The organism is Deinococcus grandis (assembly GCF_001485435.1).
Taxonomy (GTDB): Bacteria; Deinococcota; Deinococci; order Deinococcales; family Deinococcaceae; genus Deinococcus; species Deinococcus grandis.
Genome location: NZ_BCMS01000001.1, coordinates 124,764 through 143,436 on the forward strand (window position 1 = coordinate 124,764; position 18,673 = coordinate 143,436).

Below are 18,673 nucleotides of genomic sequence, written 5' to 3' on the forward strand. Positions count from 1 at the left end.
CCTGCCCCCCCCGGAGGACTGCCCCGTGACCAACCGACGTGATTTCCTGAAACTGTCCGCCCTGGCGGTCGCCGCCACGAGCGGCATGCCCGGCTTCCTGGCCCGCGCCGCCACCCAGGCCGGCGGCACGAAGACCCTGGTGGTCGTGCAGCTGACCGGCGGGAACGACGGCCTGAACACCCTGATTCCCTACAGCAACGGCGCGTACTACGCCGCGCGGCCCACCATCGCCATCCCGAAAAAGGACGTGCTGACCGTCACGCCCGACCTGGGCATGCACCCCGCGCTGCGACCTCTGATGAAACTCTGGGACGAGGGGCACCTCGCCTGGATGGAGAACGTCGGGTACCCCAACCCGAACCGCAGTCACTTCGCCAGCATGGCCATCTGGCACACCGCCGACCCCAGTCAGGCGCAGGGGGACGGCTGGATCGGGCGGATCGCGGAGAAGATCGGCGACCCGTTCTGCGCCAGCAACCTGGGGGCCGCCACGCCGCAGGCGCTGCAGGCCAGCGAGTTCAGCCTGCCCAGCATCGACTCGGTGGACAACTTCCAGCTGAAGCTCCCGGCAGGAATGAACACGCCGTTCGAGTCCCTGCTGAACTCCCCGCGCAGCGGCGAGGCCGCGTACCTGACCCGCGCCACCCGCCAGATGCTGAAGAACACGGCCCGCGTGCAGGAGAACGTCAGGAAGTACAAGGCGGGCGCCACGTACCCCGACACGAAGTTCGCCGCGCAGCTGCGCGACGCCGCGCGCCTGATCGCCGCCGGGGTGGGGCAGCGCGTCATCTACGTGTCGCTGGGCGGCTTCGACACGCACGCCGGGCAGCGCGCCGAGCAGGACGGCCTGCTGGGCACCCTCGCGGGGGGCCTGAGTGCCTTCCAGGCCGACCTGGAACGCCAGGGCCTCGCCAGGGACGTCATCGTGATGGGTTTCTCCGAGTTCGGGCGGCGCGTCGCGGAGAACGGCAGCGCCGGCACCGACCACGGCAAGGGCAGCGTCATGTTCGCGTTCGGGCAGGGCGTGAAGGGCGGCGTGCACGGCAGCAGCCCCGACCTCGAAGACCTCTCCGAAGGGGACATCAAGTACAGGCAGGACTTCCGGGGCGTGTACGCCGAGGCGCTGACCCGCTGGCTGAACCTGGACGCGCGCGGCATCCTGGGCGGCACCTTCACCGGACCGCGCTGGATCGCGTGAACGCCCGCGCACGCGGCGCCCACGTGCACAGGGCCAGTGTGAGGGTGGTCGGGCTGACGCTGGGGGCACTCGTGCTGCTCTCGCCGCTGCTCAGCCCCGCCGGGGCGCTGCCCCGCTACCGCATCCAGGCCGCGCCGCAACTGCACCTGACCGAAGGGAACGAGCTGTGGGAGCTGGACCGCCGCGTCATGCCCTGCACGTACTGCCACGTGAACGCAGACGGCGGCGCGTCCTGGAACCCGTTCGGGCAGGCCATCCAGGCCACCTTCGCGCGCGAGGCGAAAGAGGGGCGGCACCTGACCTTCCCGCAGGCGCTCTACACCCTCCTGCAGGCCGATACCGACGCGGACGGCGACGGCTACCCGGATGCGCTGGAGGTCTACGCGAAGACCCTGCCCGGCGACCCGGCCAGCCACCCCGCCACCCCGCTGGATGAGCTGCGCGCGGCGTTCGCGGCAGCCGGAGGCGCCGAGCAGTACGCCCCGCCGAAGAAGAAGGCAGGAAAATAAAAAATCCGCCTCTCGGGCGGTGATGTCCAAAACTATAGCGTGGTATGCAGGGGCGGTCAAGCCTATGCGCCGGGTGGTCGTGGATTCTCAGGCATGACGCGTTGGTGATGTGCAGAGGCGCCCCCGCTGGACTGGGGGCGCCTCTGACCTCTGCTGGGGGGGGGTCAGCGTTTGACGTCGTACACGCTGACGCTGCCGGGCTGGCCGACCTGTCCGGCGCCGACCATCAGTTGCGTGCCGGTGTCGGACCACGTCAGGAGGTTCGTGCGGAGGCTGAACTGCCCGGCGCGGGCCAGCAGGGTGCCGCTGGCGGTGTCGAAGACGTGCAGGGCGTTCTTCGCGTCGTTCGTCAGGACGGCCAGGAGTTTCCCGTCGGGGCTGAAGCGCAGGGCGCGCACGTCCGCGGTGAATTTCAGGGTCTTGAAGGCGGTGGTCGCGCCGGGTTTGACGAGGGCCACGAACGGCGCGTCGTCCACCGAGTACGCCACGGCGAGCGTCCCGCCGCGACTCTGCTGGAGTTCGTCGCTGGACGCGTCGGCGGGCAGTTTCACGGCGGCCTGGGTCTTGCCGGTCTTCACGTCCAGGCGCAGGGGGTTGCCCTCGTGCGGGATGACGAGCACGGCCTTGCCGTCGGTGGTGGGGAGCGCGTCGTGGATGTCCTCGACTTTCAGTTGCGCCGCCGTGAACTGCGCGACGATCTTGCCGGTCTGCCCGTCCAGCAGCGCCAGGCCCTCGTAGCCGCTCAGGGCGGCGTAGCGTCCGTCGGGGGAGGTGTGCAGCGTCTCGAAGTCCACCTTGCTGCTCAGCGCGGGGAGTTTCACGATCTTCCCGGCGCGGTACACGTTCACGGCGCCGCTGCCGTTCAGGGTCCACACCTGTCCGCCCTGCGTCTCGGCGGCGTACAGGCGGTCGCGGTTGCCGACGTTCAGGCCCTTGCCGGTCTTCAGGTTGATGAACTCGCCCAGGCCCGCGTGGGGCACGCCGCCGATGAACGCGCCGGTCCAGGTGTTGCCGCTGGGCAGTTTCACCTGCGGGCGGGCCGGGGCGTCCAGCGCGTCCAGGGTCAGGCGGCCCACGCTGCCGCCCAGGCTGAGCACCTGCCCGCCTGGGCCGCCGATCAGCGTGTCGAAGGTGTCGAGTTCCAGCGCGTCGCCGACGGCCTCGCCGGTCTGGGCGTCGAACAGTTGCCCCTCGCCGTACTCGGCGTACAGGAACTGCGCGTCGTTCAGGAACACCACGCTGCCCTCCAGGCTGAGGTCCTCACCGCCCTCGACCTCGGTGGGTTCGGCGCCGCCGCGCAGGATCAGCGTCTCGGACCCGGTTCGGATCACGGCGGCCTGAGCGTCCGGGCTGAAGGTGGCCTCCAGGCCGTCCCACTCGTCGCTGATCGCGCTGCTGGCGACGGCCTGCGCGTCGGCGAGCGCCACGAGGTCCACGCGGTCCTCGTAGATGACGGCGGCCAGGGTGCCGTCCGCGCTGACGCGCACGTCGTACGCCTCGCCGTCACCGAGCAGGTCGGTCGTCTGGCCGCTCTGCAGGTCCATGCGGGTCAGGGTGCCGTCGTTCAGCATCAGCAGGCTGCCGTCGGCGGCGAAGGCCAGGGTGGTGTCGTACTCGGGGGTGCCGCTGCGGACCTCCTGGCCGGTGCGGGCGTCCCACACGACCCAGCGGTCCCGGCCCAGCGCGGCGACGCGGGTGCCGTCCGGGCTGGCGCTCAGGGCCTGCACGGCGCCCTGCAGGCCGTACCACGCGCGGACGGTCTTCAGGTTCTGGTCGAGGATCATCACGGCGTTGTCGGCGTCCACGGCCACCTGTCCGCCCGGCAGGAACGCCGCGAGGTGCGAGTCCGCGCCCGGCACGGTGTACACGGCGGGTCTGGAGAGGGTCAGGGCGGACGCGCTTCCCAGGGTCAGGGCGACGCTCAGCAGCAGGGTTCTCATGTGACCCACTGTATGGAAAAGTGACCGTGAGGGTATCCACATTTAGGCGGAGGCGCCCACCCGGCCGGATGGCTCACGCGGGCTGGTCCATGCCCCCGTCACTCCGCGCCTCCCCTCTGATCAGCGCCACCCTCGGATCAATGGCTGTCGCTGAAGGTCACGGTCAGGGGCAGGCGCTGCCCGGCCATGCTGGCGGTCGCGCCGCTGATGTGCAGCCCGGCCGACTGGGCGGTCGTGTCCGAGAGTTTCAGGCGCAGCAGGCGCACGCGGCTGCCCTGGCGGACCAGGACGCTGGTGATCAGATCCCCGGCCTGGATGCAGCGGGCGTTCATGGGGCAGCGGCTGTCCTGCGTGCGCAGCAGCGTGACGGTCGCGTCCCCCAGTCTGCCGGTCTGGCCGACTTTCAGGTCGAGGGTGGCGGCGTGGGCGCCCCCGAGCAGGGCCAGGGGCAGCAGGGCGCGGCGCAGCAGGGTCAGAGGCAGGGTGGTCATGTGCCGAGTGTGCCGCGTGAAGCTGAGGGGGAACTGACCGCCGCGCCCCGTGGACCTTGAGGTCCGGGGCGCGGCGGTCGGTTCATGGGGCTCAAACGGATTCCGTCTGTTTCGTTGACAGATCGCAACACCACCGACCTGCCAACTCCACGCCCGGAACCCGTTTTACTCCTACTCTGCTGCGCAGCTCTGCGAGTCGCGTCCGCTCGGGTTGAAAGATGTTGCACACCTTTCAACCGGAGTCTGTATCAGCCGAGCAGGGGGGCGTCGCCGCTGCCCGCCAGGGCGCGGAAGCTGGCGGCCTTGGCCTTCAGGCCCATCTGGTCGTAGCACCCGGCGAGTTTCAGCGCGAAGAATTCCACGGCGCGGCAGTCCTCGCGGCGTTCGGCGGCTTCCAGGCAGGTGCGGTAGTGCAGCACGGCGAGGTGGTACTGCGCTTCACGCGCGGCGTGTTCGGCCCGGCAGTGGCTCATGCGGAGGGACACGATGTCGCAGGGGAGGGTGCTCGCGGCGGACATGACTGGCAGTGTAGTCACGCCGGGCAGTGGATGAATGAAAGATGAATCAGGTTTCGGGAAGCAGATTGTGCGTCTGTCACGCTGTTTTTCGTTATTTGCTAATTTTGCGGCTGGGATTTTATGCATGCGCGGGGGACGCGCAGGTGCCCTGCGTCCCCCGCCGTTCAGGTGGTCAGCACCCGCGCGCGCAGCGTCAGGTTCGGCAGGTTCACGTCCCCCAGCGCCACGCGCAGCGTCGTGCCCGGCGCGGCGGGCGTGCTGACGGGCAGGTCGAAGGCCAGGTCCGGGATGAGCAGCGTCGCCTGCGGCCCCCGGCGGTCCACCACGACCGCCTCCCATTCCCGCTCGGGCTGCGCGGCGATGAAGCGCAGGGTGTGGTGGCGTCGGCTCAGGCGTTCGGCCTGCCGGGTGGCGTCCGCGTTCATCTGCGCCTGCGCCACGCGCGCCGCGACCTCCTTGCCGCTCAGACCGTCCTGCCCGGCCAGATGGGCGCGCAGCTGCTGGTGCACCACCAGGTCCAGGTAGCGGCGCATGGGGCTGGTCGCCTGCGTGTACAGGTCCAGGCCCATGCCCGCGTGCGGTCCCGGCGCGGGCTGGAAGCGGGTGCGGGCCAGCGTGCGCCGCCGCGCCCACTGGGCGGCCAGCGTGTCGCCGCACACCTCGCGGTGGGGCGGGTCCTGCGTGGCGAACGGCAGGGCAATGGCGTGGTCGTCCGCGTAGATCGCGGCGCCCCACCCGGCCAGCGTCATGCATTCCTGCACCACCACCCGCATCTCGGGTTTGGGCAGGGGCGTGACGGTCGCGCCCGTCTCGTCGGCCTTCACGCGGACCTCGGGCAGGTCGATGCTCAGGGCGCCCTCCTGTACGCGCAGTTCGCGGCTCGCGGCGGCCAGTCGGGCCAGCGTCACGAACGGCTCCGCGCCCGCGTTCAGCCGCTCCTGCGCCTGCGTGTACGTCAGGCGCTGCACGCGCACGGTGGTCAGCTGCACGTCCACGGCGTCGGCGTTGCCGTCCTCGTCCAGGTCCAGGCTGATGCTCAGCGCGGGGCTGGTGTCGTGCAGGCCCAGGCCCGCCTGCTCGACCAGCGCGTCGGGCAGCATGCCGATGGTGCGGTCGGGGAGGTACAGGGTCGCGCCGCGCGCGCGGGCCTCCAGGTCCAGCGGGCTGTCGGCGGGGACCAGCGCGGCCACGTCCGCCACGTGCACCCACAGTCGGGTCAGGCCGCCGGGCAGCGCCTCGATGCCCACGGCGTCGTCCGGGTCGCGGTTGCCCTCGTCGTCGATGGCGTACACGTCCAGGTGAGTCAGGTCCAGCCGCTGTTCGGGCACGAAGGGCGGCACGTCCAGCGTCACGGGATTCAGGGCGGCGCCCAGCCGGTCGGCGTAGGGCGTGCGGGCGTCGGTCCACAGGCCGGCGCGCAGCAGCAGGGCGTGCGCGGCCTCGGGCGTCTCGGGTTGCTTCAGGTCGCGCATGGTGCGGCTCTTGTCCTGTTTGCCGCGGGCGAGCAGTTCCAGCTCGGTGCGCTGCGCGGGCGTGAGGTCGGGCAGGGTCATGCCTCAGAGGATAGGGCGGAGGCGGCCTGGGGTGGGGATGGAAAGCCGGACTTGCTATTCGTTGATCCGACTATCAAGGTTGTCGGGGTAGCGGCGGCGTGTTCGGGAAGCCGCGCGTAGCAGGTTGCTGTGGTGGCCGGTGTTTTTCTGGTTCCCGGACTGATGCCGGAAAGCCCAACTTCATCATCTGTAAAACTTAACTTGACAGATTAGAAGATCGATGTTTCTATGGTGCTCAGGAGGGCAGCATGAATGACCAGCACCCCGCAAGCGAATTCCACGCCCATGTCCAGCGTCTGGTGGCCGAAGGCAAACTCACCCCCGAGGAAGCCCAGGGACTCCTGGACGACACCCAGGACACCCCCGCCAGCCAGACCCAGCCGACCAGCACCCTGGCGCCGGGCGACCACCCCGGCGACGCCACCCGCGACCTGCACCTGCTCGTCCGGGGCTACACCCTCACCGTCCTGACCGACGCCGCCCTGAGCGCCCCGCACCTCGCGGCGAACCTCGACGGGCACCTGAGCCTCGACCACACCCCGCAGGGCTGGCGCGTCGCCCGCACCCCCGGCCAGCAGGGGCACGTCCCGAACCTCAAGGCCATCCTGACCCTGCCCTTCACGCCCGGCCACACCCACGCCGAGATCAGCGGCGGCAACCTCACGCTGCCCGACCTCGCCGGAGAACTGCGCGCCGAAGTCAACGGCGGGAACGTCCGCGCGGGCCGCGCCCACAGCCTCCACGCCGACGTGAACGGCGGAAACCTGACGGCCGCCGAGATGAGCGGCCCCAGCACCGTCACCGTCAACGGCGGGAACCTCACCCTGACCGGCGCCGCCACCCTGAACGCCAGCGTCAACGGCGGTAACCTCACCTGGACCGGCACGCTCAGCGGCGGTGACCACCGCGTCGAGGTGAACGCCGGGAACGTCAAACTGCACCTCCTGCCCGGCAGCAGCGTCCACATTGACGCCCGCGTCACCCTCGGCTCCTTCAGGGCCGACTTCCCCACCGGCAAGAGCGGCGGCTTCCTGAACACCCACCACACCGGCCAGCTCGGCGGCGGCGACGCCCGCCTGCACTGCCAGATCACCGCCGGAAACCTGAAGGTCGTGACCGCATGACCACCCTGCACCCCACCCCCTACCTGCCCACCCTGCGTGAACTCCGCGTCAGCCTGCGCACCCACCTGACGCGCCTCCTGACCCCCGACGCCGCCCAGGCCCACGCCTGCACGCAGCTGCGCCGCACCCTGGACGCCGAGGCGCACCGCGCCCGCATGCAGCGCGCCCTGCTCGGAGAACGGCCATGAAAGAGAAGATCCGCCGCATCCTCGACCTGATCCGCGCCGGGAAACTCACCCTGGACGACGCCGGACCGCTCCTGGCCGCCCTGAGCCCCAAACTCGCCCTGACCGAAAGCGACCGCGAATTCATCTCCGCGCTGCTGGGCCGCTCCGAACTCGACGCGGGGCAGGTCGCCGAGCACATCATGCTGCTGCGCGGCGTCCGGGACGCCGGATTCGGCTTCGCCCCACCCCAGCCGCCCCAGCCCCCACAGCCACCCCGCCGACCCCAGGTCGTCATCGGCGGCCAGCGCACCCGCGGCCTCGACGGCCTCATCAGCCACATCACCGGAGGAATTGACAGCGTGGTCGAGAACATCACCGGTCAGGTCGAACGCGAACTGCAACGCGAACTGCACGGCCATCACCCCGACATGCACCACCCGGGCATGCCGCCCCACATGCCCCCCGGCCCCCGCATCCTGCGCATCAAGGTGGAAACCCAGCACGGCGACGAGTACAACGCGAACATCCCCGTCAGCCTCGCCCCGCACCTCGACCGCCTGATCCCTCCCCACGGCCGCTCGGCCCTGGAAAGCGCCGGATTCACCCTGGACGCCCTGCGCCTCCTGATCGAGGCCAGTCCCTACCCCGGTCCGCTGATCGACGCGCAGGACCAGCACGGCAACGAAGTGCACATCAGCCTCCAGTGACCGCAGCCGAACCCACGCCGCCCCCGTCAACATGCGGGGGCGGCGTCCTGCTGCCGGGACAGGGTGGGGGAGAGGCCCGACGGAGTTCAGGTGCCGGCGCGAGCGTGCAGATTCCCCGGTGTCCCCCTCGCCTTCCCGCTCACTCTGTCGCATCGGGAGAGGGCGTGAGCGTCCCGCGCACTGCACCTCCACAGATTCAGGTCGTCGGGCGACCGCTGCCGCAAGCTCTGTCCAGGCCATGAAAAACCGCCCCCGATGGTCTGGGGGCGGTTCGTGGCGTGAGGCTGTGGGTTCAGGCGGTCGTCTGCGGCATGGGCTGGGTCTGTCCGCCCACGCGGGCGACCGCTTCGCGCACGACGTCCCCGGTGATGAGTTCCTGCGTCAGCAGGGCGTCGGCGACCTCGTGCATGGCCTGCTGGTACTCGGTGACGAGTTCACGGGCGCGTTCGAACGCGCGGGTCAGGATGCGCTTGACGTCCTCGTCGACCAGCTGGCTGGTGTGCTCGCTGAACGCCTTGGGTTTCGCCATGTCCTCACCCAGGAACACCGGGCCCGAATCGGTGGTGAGGGCCATGTTCTTGAAGTTGTCGCCCATGCCCCATTCGAGGACCATCTTGCGGGCGATGTTCGTGGCCTTGCGGAAGTCGTCCGCGGCGCCGCTGGTGACGCTGCCCATGAAGACTTCCTCGGCGGCGCGGCCGCCCAGCGCGACGATCAGCTGGTTCTCCAGGCGTTCCTTGCTCATCAGGACCTGCTCTTCGGGCAGGTAGAACGCGGCGCCCAGTGCGCGGCCGCGCGGGATGATGCTGACCTTCTGGAGCTTGTCGCTGCCGGGGATGACGGCGGCGGTGACGGCATGTCCGGCCTCGTGGTAGGCGATGGCCTTCTTCTCCTGGTCGCTGATCGTCAGGCTGCCGTTCTCCAGGCCCAGGGTGATCTTGTCGAGCGCGCGGTAGAAGTCGCTCATGTCGATCTGGGTCTTGCCGACGCGGGCGGCTTCCAGCGCGGCCTCGTTGGTGACGTTCTTCAGGTCGGCGCCGCTGAAGTACGGCGTGCTCTTGGCGATCTCGGGGACGTCCACGCCGGTGGCCATGGGCTTGTTGCGCAGGTGCACCTTCAGGATGGCCTCGCGTTCCTTGAGGTTCGGCAGGTCGATGGTGACCTGACGGTCGAAGCGGCCGGGGCGCAGCAGGGCCGGGTCGAGCACGTCGGGGCGGTTGGTGGCGCCCAGCACGATGACGCTGCTGCTCTTGTCGAAGCCGTCCATTTCCGACAGGATCTGGTTGAGGGTCTGCTCGCGCTCATCGTGACCGCCGCCGATGCCCGCGCCACGCTTGCGGCCGATGGAGTCGATCTCGTCGATGAACATGATGGCGGGCGCGCTCTTGCGGGCGTCCTCGAACAGCGTGCGGACGCGGCTGGCGCCGACCCCGACGAACATCTCCATGAACTCGGAGGCGCTGACGCTGAAGAAGGGCACGTCGGCTTCACCGGCGATCGCGCGGGCCAGCAGGGTCTTCCCCGTTCCGGGAGGGCCGACGAGCAGCACGCCCTTGGGGATTTCCGCGCCGATCTGGTGGTACTTGCCGGGGTTCTTCAGGAAGTCCACGACCTCCACGAGTTCCCGCTTGGCTTCCTCGTGCCCGGCGACGTCGGTGAACTTGGTGGGCACGCGGTTTTCCTTGCCGTACTTCTTGGCCTTGCTCTGCCCGAACTGCATGACGCCGCTCTGGCCGCCCTGGGCGCGCATGAAGAAGAAGTACATCATGCCGAACAGCAGGATGATCGGCAGGAAGTTCAGCAGGATCCCCAGCCACTGGCTGGGCTGCTCGAAGCGCAGGTCCACGCCCTGCTGCTGCATCTGGGTGATCAGGCTGGTGTCGGGCGTCGCCTGGCTGCTGGGCAGGCGCACGCTGAAGTCCTTGATGTCACGCTTCTGCGGGCCGCTGGCGGTGTTCACCTCGACGGAGGTGGGCTGCTTGAGGGTCACGTTCGCGTTGTTCTCGCGGACGATGACGCGCTCGACCTGCCCGCCTTCCAGCAGGGACTTGAATTGGGTGTAGTTCACGCTGGAACGCCCGCTCAGGGGAGCCTGCGAGAACATCAGGAACAGGGCCAGGACGAACAGGACGATCAGCCAGGGATTGAGCCGTTTCAAGAACAGGTCCTCCGGAGGGAGAGAAGAGGGTGAATGGGGCGAGGTGGAGGGCGAGCCCCCGCTGAAGTTGAGTCTACCAGACTCAAGGTGTATGAAATTGTCCCACCTCACACCTGTGCTTTAGGGATTGGCAACCTTCACGCGCCGCGCCGCCCACCACCCCAGCCACACCAACAGCGCCGCCACCGCGCCCGTCCAGCCCACCAGCAGCAGCACCGGCAGGACGTTCAGCAGGATGCCCGGCCACTGGCTGGGCTGCTCGACGCGCAGGTCCACGCGCTGCTGCTGAATGAGGGAAATCAGGCTGGCATCGGGCGTGGCCAGCTCACGCGTCACGCGCACCCGCACCTCCCGCACGTCCCGCGTGGACGGGCCGCCCGGCGTCAGGACCTGCACGGGCATGCCCTGTTTCAACGTCACGGTCGCCGTCTCGCCCCGCACCACCACCCGCGCCACCTGCCCGGCCTCCAGCAGCGACCGGAACTCCGCCAACGGTACCACCTGCACCCGCGCGCCCGACCACCACGTCAGGCCCCACACGCCCAACGCCGCCAGCAGCACCAGTCCCAGAACTCCCAGTGCCGGGACGCCCAGCGCCCCCACCCTCCGCCCACCACGCCCTGTCATCCCTCCATGACACCCCATGCCCGCGCGGCATGCAAGCGACAAAAGGTGCAGGCAGTCCGCCCCCGTGGGCGCGCGTGCCGTATCCTGACGGGGAATGATTGACGTGGCCACCACCTGGCAGCAAGTGTGCGAGGCGCTCGCCGGCGGCGACTACGAGCAGGCCTTCGGCGTGCTGGACGCCGCCATGCGCGAAGCCCACCGCCCCGAACGCGCCCGCCTGACCCTCCTGCTCGGCAGCCTGCACGCCCTGTACGGCGACGCCGCCACCACCGACCTGGGCGCCGCGCTGCGCGAGGCCCGCACCATCGACCCCAGCCTGCGCGAGGACCCGCTGTACCAGGCGCTCATGGCGGAACTCGACGCCCGCACCCGCGGCCCCGACGCCGCCCCGCCCAGCGCGGCCGTCCGCGAGGCCGCCGATCCGCTGGCCCGCTTCCACGCGCTGTGCGCCCTGGTTCTGATGGACGAGGGTCAGGCGGCGCTGGACATCCACCTCCCGGCGTCCGACCTGCCCGTGCACCTGCGCTGGCGCCTGCGCTCCTGGGAGGCCGAGGCGAACGAGGGCCTGGGGCAGACCGCCGACGCCGCGAACCTGTACGGCGAGGCCGCGCACCTCGCGCAGGGCCTGAACCGCGCCGTGATGCTCCAGGAGCAGGCGGCGCTGCAACTGCAACTGGGGCAGCCCGAGGCCGCGAAACACACCCTGGATCAGGCGCGCCTGCTGTACCCCACGCGCCCCGGCCCGCACGACGCGGAGGACGCCGGGTTGAACCTCGCCACGTGGCACTACCTGCGCGCGCAGGCGCTGCTGAACCTGGGCCAGCCGGACGCCGCGCACGACATGATCCGCGAGGCCGCCCGCCTGGAAGCGCAGCACGGCGACCCCAGCTACGGCGTGGCCCTGGTGCGCGGGCAGGTCCTGACCCACCTGGGCCGCCAGCAGGACGCCCTGAACGCCTTCGAGGACGCCCTGAAGCTCGCCACGGACGCCGACCGGCCCTACGCGAACCACGAACTGGGCGTCGCACTGCTTGATCTGGACCGCCCCGTGGACGCCCGCGAGAAACTGGAGGCCGTGCTGGCCGACCCCGAGTACCCCTACCAGCCGGAGGTCCTGGCCGACATCGCCGAGTGCGACTACCGCCTGGGCCGCCTGCAGGAAGCGCAGCTGGAGGCCGAGCAGGCCCTCGCGCAGGGGGCCGTGATCCCCGCCAGTCTCGTGCTGGGCAGCGTCGCGCTGGACTACTTCCAGCTGGACGAGGCGCTCGAACACTACGACCGCGTCCTGCGCGAGGCCGCGCCCGAGAGCCGCGACTGGGTCACCGCGCACCAGATGGCCGCCGACGTCATGGCCCAGCAGGGCTTTCCCGATCCGGCCGCCGCGTACGCGCACGCTCAGCAGGCGCTGGCGCACACGCCCGACAGCGACGACTGGCACGTGACCCTGCAGGAGCACCTGCGCAAGGCCGAGGCGCTCCTGTCCCAGCAGGGCGGCACCGGCGGCCGCATGCTGAACTAAGTACTGCGGTGGCCTGGCCCGAGGCCACCCGAGCGGACTTATTAAGCTGTGAAACAGAGCGAGATGCAGCAGAGGCGCGCGGCGGGAGATGGACTGGGGGGCCGGTGCGGTGCCGGACGCCCAGGGAACCGGACGCCGTGCGCCCCGTGACCCGCGCCGAGCCCGGTCTGCGGGGGGCGCTCCTGGACATGCTGCGGCTGTCGCTGGGGGGCGCGGTCGCGCTGGGCTTCGCGCGGTTCGCGTACGCGCTGCTGCTGCCGACCATGCGCGATGACCTGGGCTGGAGTTTCACGCTGTCCGGCGCGATGAACGCCGCGAACGCCCTGGGGTACCTGCTGGGCGCGCTGATCGCCGCGCCCCTGATCCGCCGCGCCGGGCTGGGGCGTGTGTTCGCGGGCGCGATGCTCCTGACGGCGCTGACGCTGCTGGCCTGCGCCGTGACCGGCCTGAGCGTACCGCTGCTGACCCTGCGCTTCCTGTCCGGGGTGGGGGGCGCGCTGGTGTTCGTCAGTGGTGGCGGGCTGGCGGCGCTCGCCACGCGCGCGCACCCGGAGCGCAGCCCGCTGCTGCTGGGCGTGTTCTACGGCGGGGCCGGGATCGGGATGCTGCTGTCGGCCGCGCTGCTGCCGCCGCTGCTGGCGCACGGGTGGCGCGGCGCATGGCTGGCGCTGGGTCTGGCGGCGCTGGCGTGCATCCCGCTGAGCGCCCCCGCGCTGCGACGCCTGCCCACCCAGGCGGCCAGTGCCCCCGCCCGCACGCCTGCCGTGTCGCTGCGGCCGCTGGCCTGGACGCTCGCCGCGTACACCTGCTTCGGCATCGGGTACATCGCGTACATGACGTTCATCGTGGCGTTCCTGAAAGGCGCGGGCGCGCAGGCATGGATCACGCCGTTCTGGGCGCTGCTGGGCCTCAGCGTCGTCCTGCACCCCTTCGTGTGGGCGCCCGTCACCGCCCGCCTGCGCGGCGCGCGCGCCATGACCGCGCAGATGCTCACCCTGGCCGCCGGGGCCGCCCTGCCCCTGCTGGGCATCACTCCCCCCGCGCTGCTGCTGTCCGGCGCGCTGTTCGGCGGCAGTTTCCTGGCGGTCGTGGCGTTCACGACCCTGATCACCCGTCGCACCCTGCCCGAGCACGCCTGGGCGCGCGGCATCGCGGCGTTCACGGTCCTGTTCGCCGCCGGGCAGGTCGCCGGGCCGCTCCTGACCGGCCTGCTCGCCGACCGCGCGGGCGGCCTGCGCCTGGGCCTGGGCGTCAGCGCGGTCGTGCTGCTGCTCGGCGCGGCCCTCGCGTGGGGGCAGGGGAGAGGACGGACGACCTGAACAGCCCGCCCGGAACCCGTCCTTACAACTCCTTCTCCCAGGTGATCCACATGCGTTCCACGCGGTAGCCCAGGCGGGTGTTCACGCGCAGCATGGGGAGGTTCAGGACGGTGCCGCCCGTCCCGGCGTGCGTGTGCCCCGCCCCCTGCGCCCAGGTGAGCGCGTGGGCTTTCAGGGCGGTCATGACGCCCCGGCGGCGGTGGTCGGGGTGCGTGACGCTGCCCTCGCTGTCCACTTCCTTGCCGCGTGGGGTGAGGCGGGTCAGGGCGACGATCTGCCCGCGCCAGCGCGTGACGAACGCGGCCTCCTCCCGCCGGATGACGTCGCGCAGGCCGTCCCGTGTGAGGGGATCGGGCGTGGTGGTGGGATTGCGCGGCTGGTCGCGTACGCCGGTCCGGTGCAGGGCATAGAGGGTGTCCCAGTCGGCGTCCGGCGCGTCGGGGTCGAGGCGTTCGGGTTCGTACCCGGCCAGGAACAGCCGCTCCTGCACCGGCTCGAAGGGGGTGGGGTCGAAGGTGGTCAGGTCGAGGTGTGCGCCCCAGGACTGCCACGCGTTCCGGAAGCCCGCCGCGTGGAAGAAGGTCATCACCTCGGTGAAGTCCTCGCGGGTGACGCCCAGCACGCGCCGGAACCCGCCCGGCGCCTCGGCCAGCTGCGCCAGGAGCAACGGTGTGAAGGTGGCGGCGTCCCCGGCGACGTCCAGTCGCAGCGCGTCCGGCACGCCCTCGCCGAACGGTGCGAGGCGCGCGGTGGCGACCACCACGCCGCCCTGCTCGGCGACGAGGCGGGTGGGGCGGGTGCCGGGCTGCGCCTCCCGGAAGTGTTCTGGCGCGTAGGTCCAGTGGCCGCGCACGCCCTCCGTCACGAGGCGGGCGACCGCTGAGGCATCGGCGGCGCGGAACGGGCGGAGGGTGGGCAGGTGGTCGGTGCGGTGGGGCGCGTGGGTCATGCGTTCACTGTGCGCTGCCGTGTGGGCGCGGCGCGAATCGGGCAGGTACGCCATCTGGCTTACCTGGGATGAAGGCGGACTCAAGGCCCGGTGCATGTTGACTCAGTGGATATTCACGGAAGGGCTTGCATCTATTCTGTCTCTGGCGTATTCTGTCTGTACCGGAATGGAGGCGCCGTTGGTGCGCCTGCTCGCCAGGACGGACGGCTCTGAATCAGCACGATCCCCGCTCCCGCGTCGTCGGGAGCGCTTCTTCTGGCCTGCGGACCCGCGCCGGTCGTGGGAGCGCTTCACCCGAGCGTCTAGAAAGCGCCAAAAAGTGTACACGGTACACATACTCTTCTCGGGGTAGGATGAACGGCATGTCCAGCGACATCCCACAGCTGAGCGTCAACACCATCCGCACCCTGAGCATCGACGGCGTGCAGGCCGCCAACAGCGGCCACCCCGGCGCGCCCCTGGGCGCCGCGCCCATGGCGTACGTCGTCTGGCAGGACTACCTGCGCTTCAACCCCGTTCACCCGGAATGGCCCGGCCGTGACCGCTTCGTGCTGTCCGCCGGGCACGCCAGCATGCTGATCTACAGCCTGCTGCACCTCACCGGGTACGACCTCTCGCTGGACGAACTGAAGAACTTCCGCCAGTGGGGCAGCAAGACCCCCGGCCACCCCGAGTTCTTCCACACCCCCGGCCTCGACGCCACCACCGGCCCCCTCGGCCAGGGCGCCGCGATGACCGTCGGCCTGGCCATGGCCGAGGCGCACCTCGCCGCGCGCTACAACCGCCCCGAGTTCCCCATCTTCGACAACCACACCTACGCCATCCTGGGCGACGGTGACCTGCAGGAAGGCGTGAACCACGAGGCCGCCGCACTGGCCGGCCACCTGCGCCTGAACAAGCTGATCTGGCTGCACGACGACAACCAGGTGCAGCTCGACACGCCCACCAGCAAGGCCGAGAGCGACGACATCGCCGCCCGCTACGTCGCGTATGGCTGGAACGTCCAGAAGGTCGCCGACGGCAACGACCTGGACGCCATCCGCGCCGCCGTGAAGGAAGCGCAGACCAGCGACCGCCCCACCCTGATCCAGGTGCGCACCGTGATCGGCTTCGCCAGCCCCCGCGCCGGCACCAGCAAGGCCCACGGCGAACCCCTGGGCGCCGAGGGTGTGGCGGAGACCAAGGCCGCGCTGGGCTGGGACTACCCGCCCTTCACCGTCCCCGAGGAAGTCAAGGCCCACATGGACGCCCGTGAACGCGGCGCGAAATTCGAGGCCGACTGGAACGCCCTGATGGACGGCTACCGCGCCGCGCACCCCGAACTGGCCGCCGAAGTCGACGCGATGCTGAAGCGCGAACTGCCCGCGAACCTCGCCGACGCGCTGCCCAGCTACGAGGTCGGCGGCAAGGGCGTCGCCACCCGCAACGCCAGCGGTGAGGTCATCAACGCCCTGGCCAAGGTCCTCCCCGGCCTGATGGGCGGCAGCGCCGACCTCTCGGGCAGCACGAAGACCACCATCAAGGACGGCGGCGAGATGCAGAGCGGCAGCATGGCCAGCCGCAACGTCCTGTTCGGCGTGCGCGAGTTCGGGATGGCCGCCGCCGCGAACGGCCTGAGCCTGTACGGCGGCCTGCACCCCATGGTCGGCACGTTCCTGGTGTTCGCGGACTACCTCAAGCCCGCCTTCCGCCTCAGCGCCATCCAGATGCAGCCCGTCACGTACGTCCTCACGCACGACAGCATCGGCCTGGGCGAGGACGGCCCCACCCACCAGCCCATCGAGCAAATCGCCATGCTCCGCGCCGTCCCCGGCGCCCACGTCATCCGCCCCGCCGATGCCAACGAGACGGCCGCCGCGTGGCAGATGGCCCTCGAGTACGACAAGGGCCCCACCGCCCTGGCCCTGACCCGTCAGGACCTCCCGATCCTGCCCCGCAACCACGCGGGCGTGAAGAAGGGCGCCTACGTCGTCCGCGACGCCGAGGGCGCTCAGATCATCCTGATCGCCTCCGGCAGCGAGGTCAGCCTCGCCCTGGACTCCGCCGAGGCCCTGGCCGCCGAGGGCATCCCCGCGCGCGTGGTCAGCATGCCCTGCATGGAAGTCTTCCGCACCCAGGACCGCAGCTACCGCGACAGCGTCCTCACCCCCGGCGTCAAGCGCGTCGCCATCGAGGCCGCCGCCAAGGGCCCCTGGTACGAGTGGGTCGGCACCGACGGCGCCGTCATCGGCATGGACACCTTCGGGGCTAGCGCCCCCGCCAGCGTCCTGTTCGAGAAGTTCGGCTTCAGCGTCCAGAACGTCAGCAAGGTCGTCAAGAGCGTCCTCTAAGGGATTTCGCAAGAGAGAGGCAGGACGCGTGGGGGTAACCCCGGCGTCCCGCCCCTTCTGCTGTGATTACAGCTGGGCCTGGGCGTAGGTGGTGGCGAGGTCGGGGCGGCCCGCCTCGATCAGCGCCTTGTCCCGGATGCGGCACGAATCACACACGCCGCAGGGCTCCTCACCGCCCTGGTAACAGCTCCAGGTCACGTCGATCGGCACGCCCACCGCCAGCGCCTCGCGCACGATGTCCGCCTTCGTCATCTCCGCCAGCGGCGCCGTCAGCACCGCCCCGCGACCCTCCAGGCCCGCCTTCGTCGCCAGGTCCGCCAGCGTCTGGTACGCCGCGAGGTACTCCGGGCGGCAGTCCGGATACCCGCTGTAATCCACCGCGTTGATCCCCAGGAACACCCGCTCCGCGTCGATCGCCTCGGCCAGACTCAGACCCACCGCGATGAACACCGTGTTCCGTCCCGGCACGTACGTCGGCGGAATCACCCCATCTTCCGTCCCGTCCGTCGGTACCACCATCGACTCGTCCGTCAGGGCACTCCCCCCGAACGACCCGATGTTGATGTCGATCACCCGGTGCGCGGCCCCGAAATGCGCCGCGACCGTCGCCGCCCGCTCCAGTTCCACCGTGTGCCGCTGCCCATACCGGAACGACAGCGCCGTGCACGCATACCCGTCACGGGTCGCCATGCCCAGCACCGTGCTCGAATCCAGCCCGCCCGACAGCAGCACCACCGCGCGCTTCATGTCTTCCGTCATACTCCACCTCCGAAAAAGAACCCCTCACCCCACCCTCTCCCCACGGGAGAGGGCTTCAGAACCCCGCTGCCGGGTATGGATTGCAGTTCCTACATCCCACAACCCCCGTCAGTACCCGAGTGCCGCGTTCCCGCCCAGCGGAATCAGGCGTTTGTCGCTGTGCGCATCGAGGTCGTCGGCGCGGTACAGCTTGTGCATCTGGTACCCGGCCCGCAGGCGCGGGTTCTCCTTGACTGCCTGCGTGATCGCGTTCAGGACGCTCAGGTCCCGTTCGCGGGCCTTGCTCCACTCGGGGTGCAGCCAGATCACCGCGTCCTCCCTCAGGCCGGTCAGGGTGTCCAGCCCGGCCTGAATGTCGCCCGGGTCGTGGACGATGATCTTCACCTCGTCCGCGAGGGCCACAACCTCCGGTAGTGGGGGCTGCCCGAAGGGTTTGGGGGACAGCGTCACCCAGTCCAGTTCTCCGCGCAGGGGCGCGATGCCGCTCGTCTCGATGTGCACCCGGCGGCCCAGGGCGTGCAGGGCGTCCGTCAGGGGGTTCAGGTCGAACAGGATCGGTTCGCCCCCCGTGACCACCACGACGGCGCCGTCCGGACTCTCGGCGCGCACGACCTCGGCCAGTTCATCGGCCCCCATGAGGGTCACGCCGTCGGGGCGGTAGTCGCGGTGCCAGGTTCCGGCGCTGTCGCACCAGGGGCAGGCCTGCGGGCAGCCGTACAGCCGGATGAAGTACGCCGCGCGGCCCAGGTGAACCCCCTCGCCCTGCCAGGTGTAGAAGCGCTCGTACACCGGGTACTTCATGCCC

General features: G+C 70.5%; 17 protein-coding genes. 8 read left to right on the plus strand and 9 right to left on the minus strand.

Going from position 1 to position 18,673, the window contains the following annotated elements; all coding sequences use genetic code 11:
* Positions 1-25: 25 nt before the first annotated feature.
* Both DEIGR_RS00665 and DEIGR_RS00670 read left to right on the plus strand, forming a co-directional pair.
* Entirely contained in the window at positions 26-1,198 is a 1,173-nt protein-coding gene (locus DEIGR_RS00665) for a DUF1501 domain-containing protein (protein WP_058974401.1), read from the plus strand.
* Complete coding sequence (locus DEIGR_RS00670; protein ID WP_083523875.1) at positions 1,195-1,707, plus strand: hypothetical protein; 513 nt, start codon at positions 1,195-1,197, stop codon at positions 1,705-1,707. The genes DEIGR_RS00665 and DEIGR_RS00670 overlap by 4 nt, the downstream gene beginning before the upstream one ends.
* Positions 1,708-1,871: 164 nt before the next feature.
* On the opposite strand, the gene DEIGR_RS00675 is transcribed toward DEIGR_RS00670, so the two are convergent.
* From DEIGR_RS00675 to DEIGR_RS00690, 4 genes are all read right to left on the minus strand, one after another.
* A complete protein-coding gene (locus DEIGR_RS00675; protein ID WP_058974403.1) occupies positions 1,872-3,647 on the minus strand; it encodes a WD40 repeat domain-containing protein in 1,776 nt (591 codons plus the stop codon).
* Positions 3,648-3,784: 137 nt separating this feature from the next.
* Positions 3,785-4,138 (minus strand): hypothetical protein, encoded by a 354-nt coding sequence (locus tag DEIGR_RS00680; protein ID WP_058974405.1) that lies wholly within the window; start codon positions 4,136-4,138, stop codon positions 3,785-3,787.
* A 248-nt stretch (positions 4,139-4,386) separates the two neighbouring features.
* Positions 4,387-4,656 carry a hypothetical protein gene (locus tag DEIGR_RS00685; protein WP_058974407.1) on the minus strand — a complete coding sequence of 90 codons (270 nt, stop codon included), beginning with the start codon at positions 4,654-4,656 and terminating at the stop codon, positions 4,387-4,389.
* Between the two features lie 164 nt (positions 4,657-4,820).
* Entirely contained in the window at positions 4,821-6,209 is a 1,389-nt protein-coding gene (locus DEIGR_RS00690) for an RNB domain-containing ribonuclease (RefSeq protein ID WP_058974408.1), read from the minus strand.
* A gap of 248 nt (positions 6,210-6,457) precedes the next feature.
* Here DEIGR_RS00690 and DEIGR_RS00695 point away from each other — a divergent pair, with 248 nt between their 5' ends.
* Genes DEIGR_RS00695 through DEIGR_RS00705 form a run of 3 tightly spaced genes read left to right on the plus strand, consistent with a single transcriptional unit; the run spans position 6,458 to position 8,207 of the window.
* Complete coding sequence (locus DEIGR_RS00695; protein ID WP_058974410.1) at positions 6,458-7,333, plus strand: DUF4097 family beta strand repeat-containing protein; 876 nt, start codon at positions 6,458-6,460, stop codon at positions 7,331-7,333.
* Positions 7,330-7,521, plus strand: a complete 192-nt coding sequence (locus DEIGR_RS00700) for a hypothetical protein (protein ID WP_058974411.1) — start codon at positions 7,330-7,332, stop codon at positions 7,519-7,521. Before DEIGR_RS00695 ends, DEIGR_RS00700 begins: the two co-directional genes overlap by 4 nt.
* Positions 7,518-8,207, plus strand: a complete 690-nt coding sequence (locus tag DEIGR_RS00705; RefSeq protein ID WP_058974414.1) for an SHOCT-like domain-containing protein — start codon at positions 7,518-7,520, stop codon at positions 8,205-8,207. Before DEIGR_RS00700 ends, DEIGR_RS00705 begins: the two co-directional genes overlap by 4 nt.
* Before the next feature lie 292 nt (positions 8,208-8,499).
* Here DEIGR_RS00705 and ftsH read toward each other — a convergent pair whose 3' ends face one another.
* Both ftsH and DEIGR_RS00715 read right to left on the minus strand, forming a co-directional pair.
* Positions 8,500-10,365, minus strand: coding sequence for an ATP-dependent zinc metalloprotease FtsH (ftsH, locus tag DEIGR_RS00710; protein WP_058974416.1), 1,866 nt, complete (start codon positions 10,363-10,365; stop codon positions 8,500-8,502).
* Between the two features lie 120 nt (positions 10,366-10,485).
* Positions 10,486-10,992, minus strand: coding sequence for an ATP-dependent metallopeptidase FtsH/Yme1/Tma family protein (locus DEIGR_RS00715; protein ID WP_153013574.1), 507 nt, complete (start codon positions 10,990-10,992; stop codon positions 10,486-10,488).
* Between the two features lie 94 nt (positions 10,993-11,086).
* Here DEIGR_RS00715 and DEIGR_RS00720 point away from each other — a divergent pair, with 94 nt between their 5' ends.
* Complete coding sequence (locus DEIGR_RS00720) at positions 11,087-12,511, plus strand: tetratricopeptide repeat protein (RefSeq protein WP_058974419.1); 1,425 nt, start codon at positions 11,087-11,089, stop codon at positions 12,509-12,511.
* Between the two features lie 146 nt (positions 12,512-12,657).
* A complete protein-coding gene (locus DEIGR_RS00725; protein WP_236704614.1) occupies positions 12,658-13,830 on the plus strand; it encodes a YbfB/YjiJ family MFS transporter in 1,173 nt (390 codons plus the stop codon).
* Positions 13,831-13,852: 22 nt separating this feature from the next.
* Here the strand turns inward: DEIGR_RS00725 and DEIGR_RS00730 are convergent, their stop codons facing one another.
* Positions 13,853-14,779: a GNAT family N-acetyltransferase gene (locus DEIGR_RS00730; protein WP_058978460.1), complete on the minus strand. Its 927-nt coding sequence runs from the start codon at positions 14,777-14,779 to the stop codon at positions 13,853-13,855.
* A 362-nt stretch (positions 14,780-15,141) separates the two neighbouring features.
* Between DEIGR_RS00730 and tkt the strand changes: the two genes are divergently transcribed.
* Positions 15,142-17,109: a transketolase gene (gene tkt / locus DEIGR_RS00735; RefSeq protein ID WP_058974421.1), complete on the plus strand. Its 1,968-nt coding sequence runs from the start codon at positions 15,142-15,144 to the stop codon at positions 17,107-17,109.
* A 66-nt stretch (positions 17,110-17,175) separates the two neighbouring features.
* On the opposite strand, the gene queC is transcribed toward tkt, so the two are convergent.
* Positions 17,176-17,868, minus strand: a complete 693-nt coding sequence (gene queC / locus DEIGR_RS00740; RefSeq protein ID WP_083523876.1) for a 7-cyano-7-deazaguanine synthase QueC — start codon at positions 17,866-17,868, stop codon at positions 17,176-17,178.
* Positions 17,869-17,976: 108 nt separating this feature from the next.
* Positions 17,977-18,669 (minus strand): 7-carboxy-7-deazaguanine synthase QueE, encoded by a 693-nt coding sequence (locus DEIGR_RS00745; protein WP_058974425.1) that lies wholly within the window; start codon positions 18,667-18,669, stop codon positions 17,977-17,979.
* Positions 18,670-18,673: the final 4 nt, after the last annotated feature.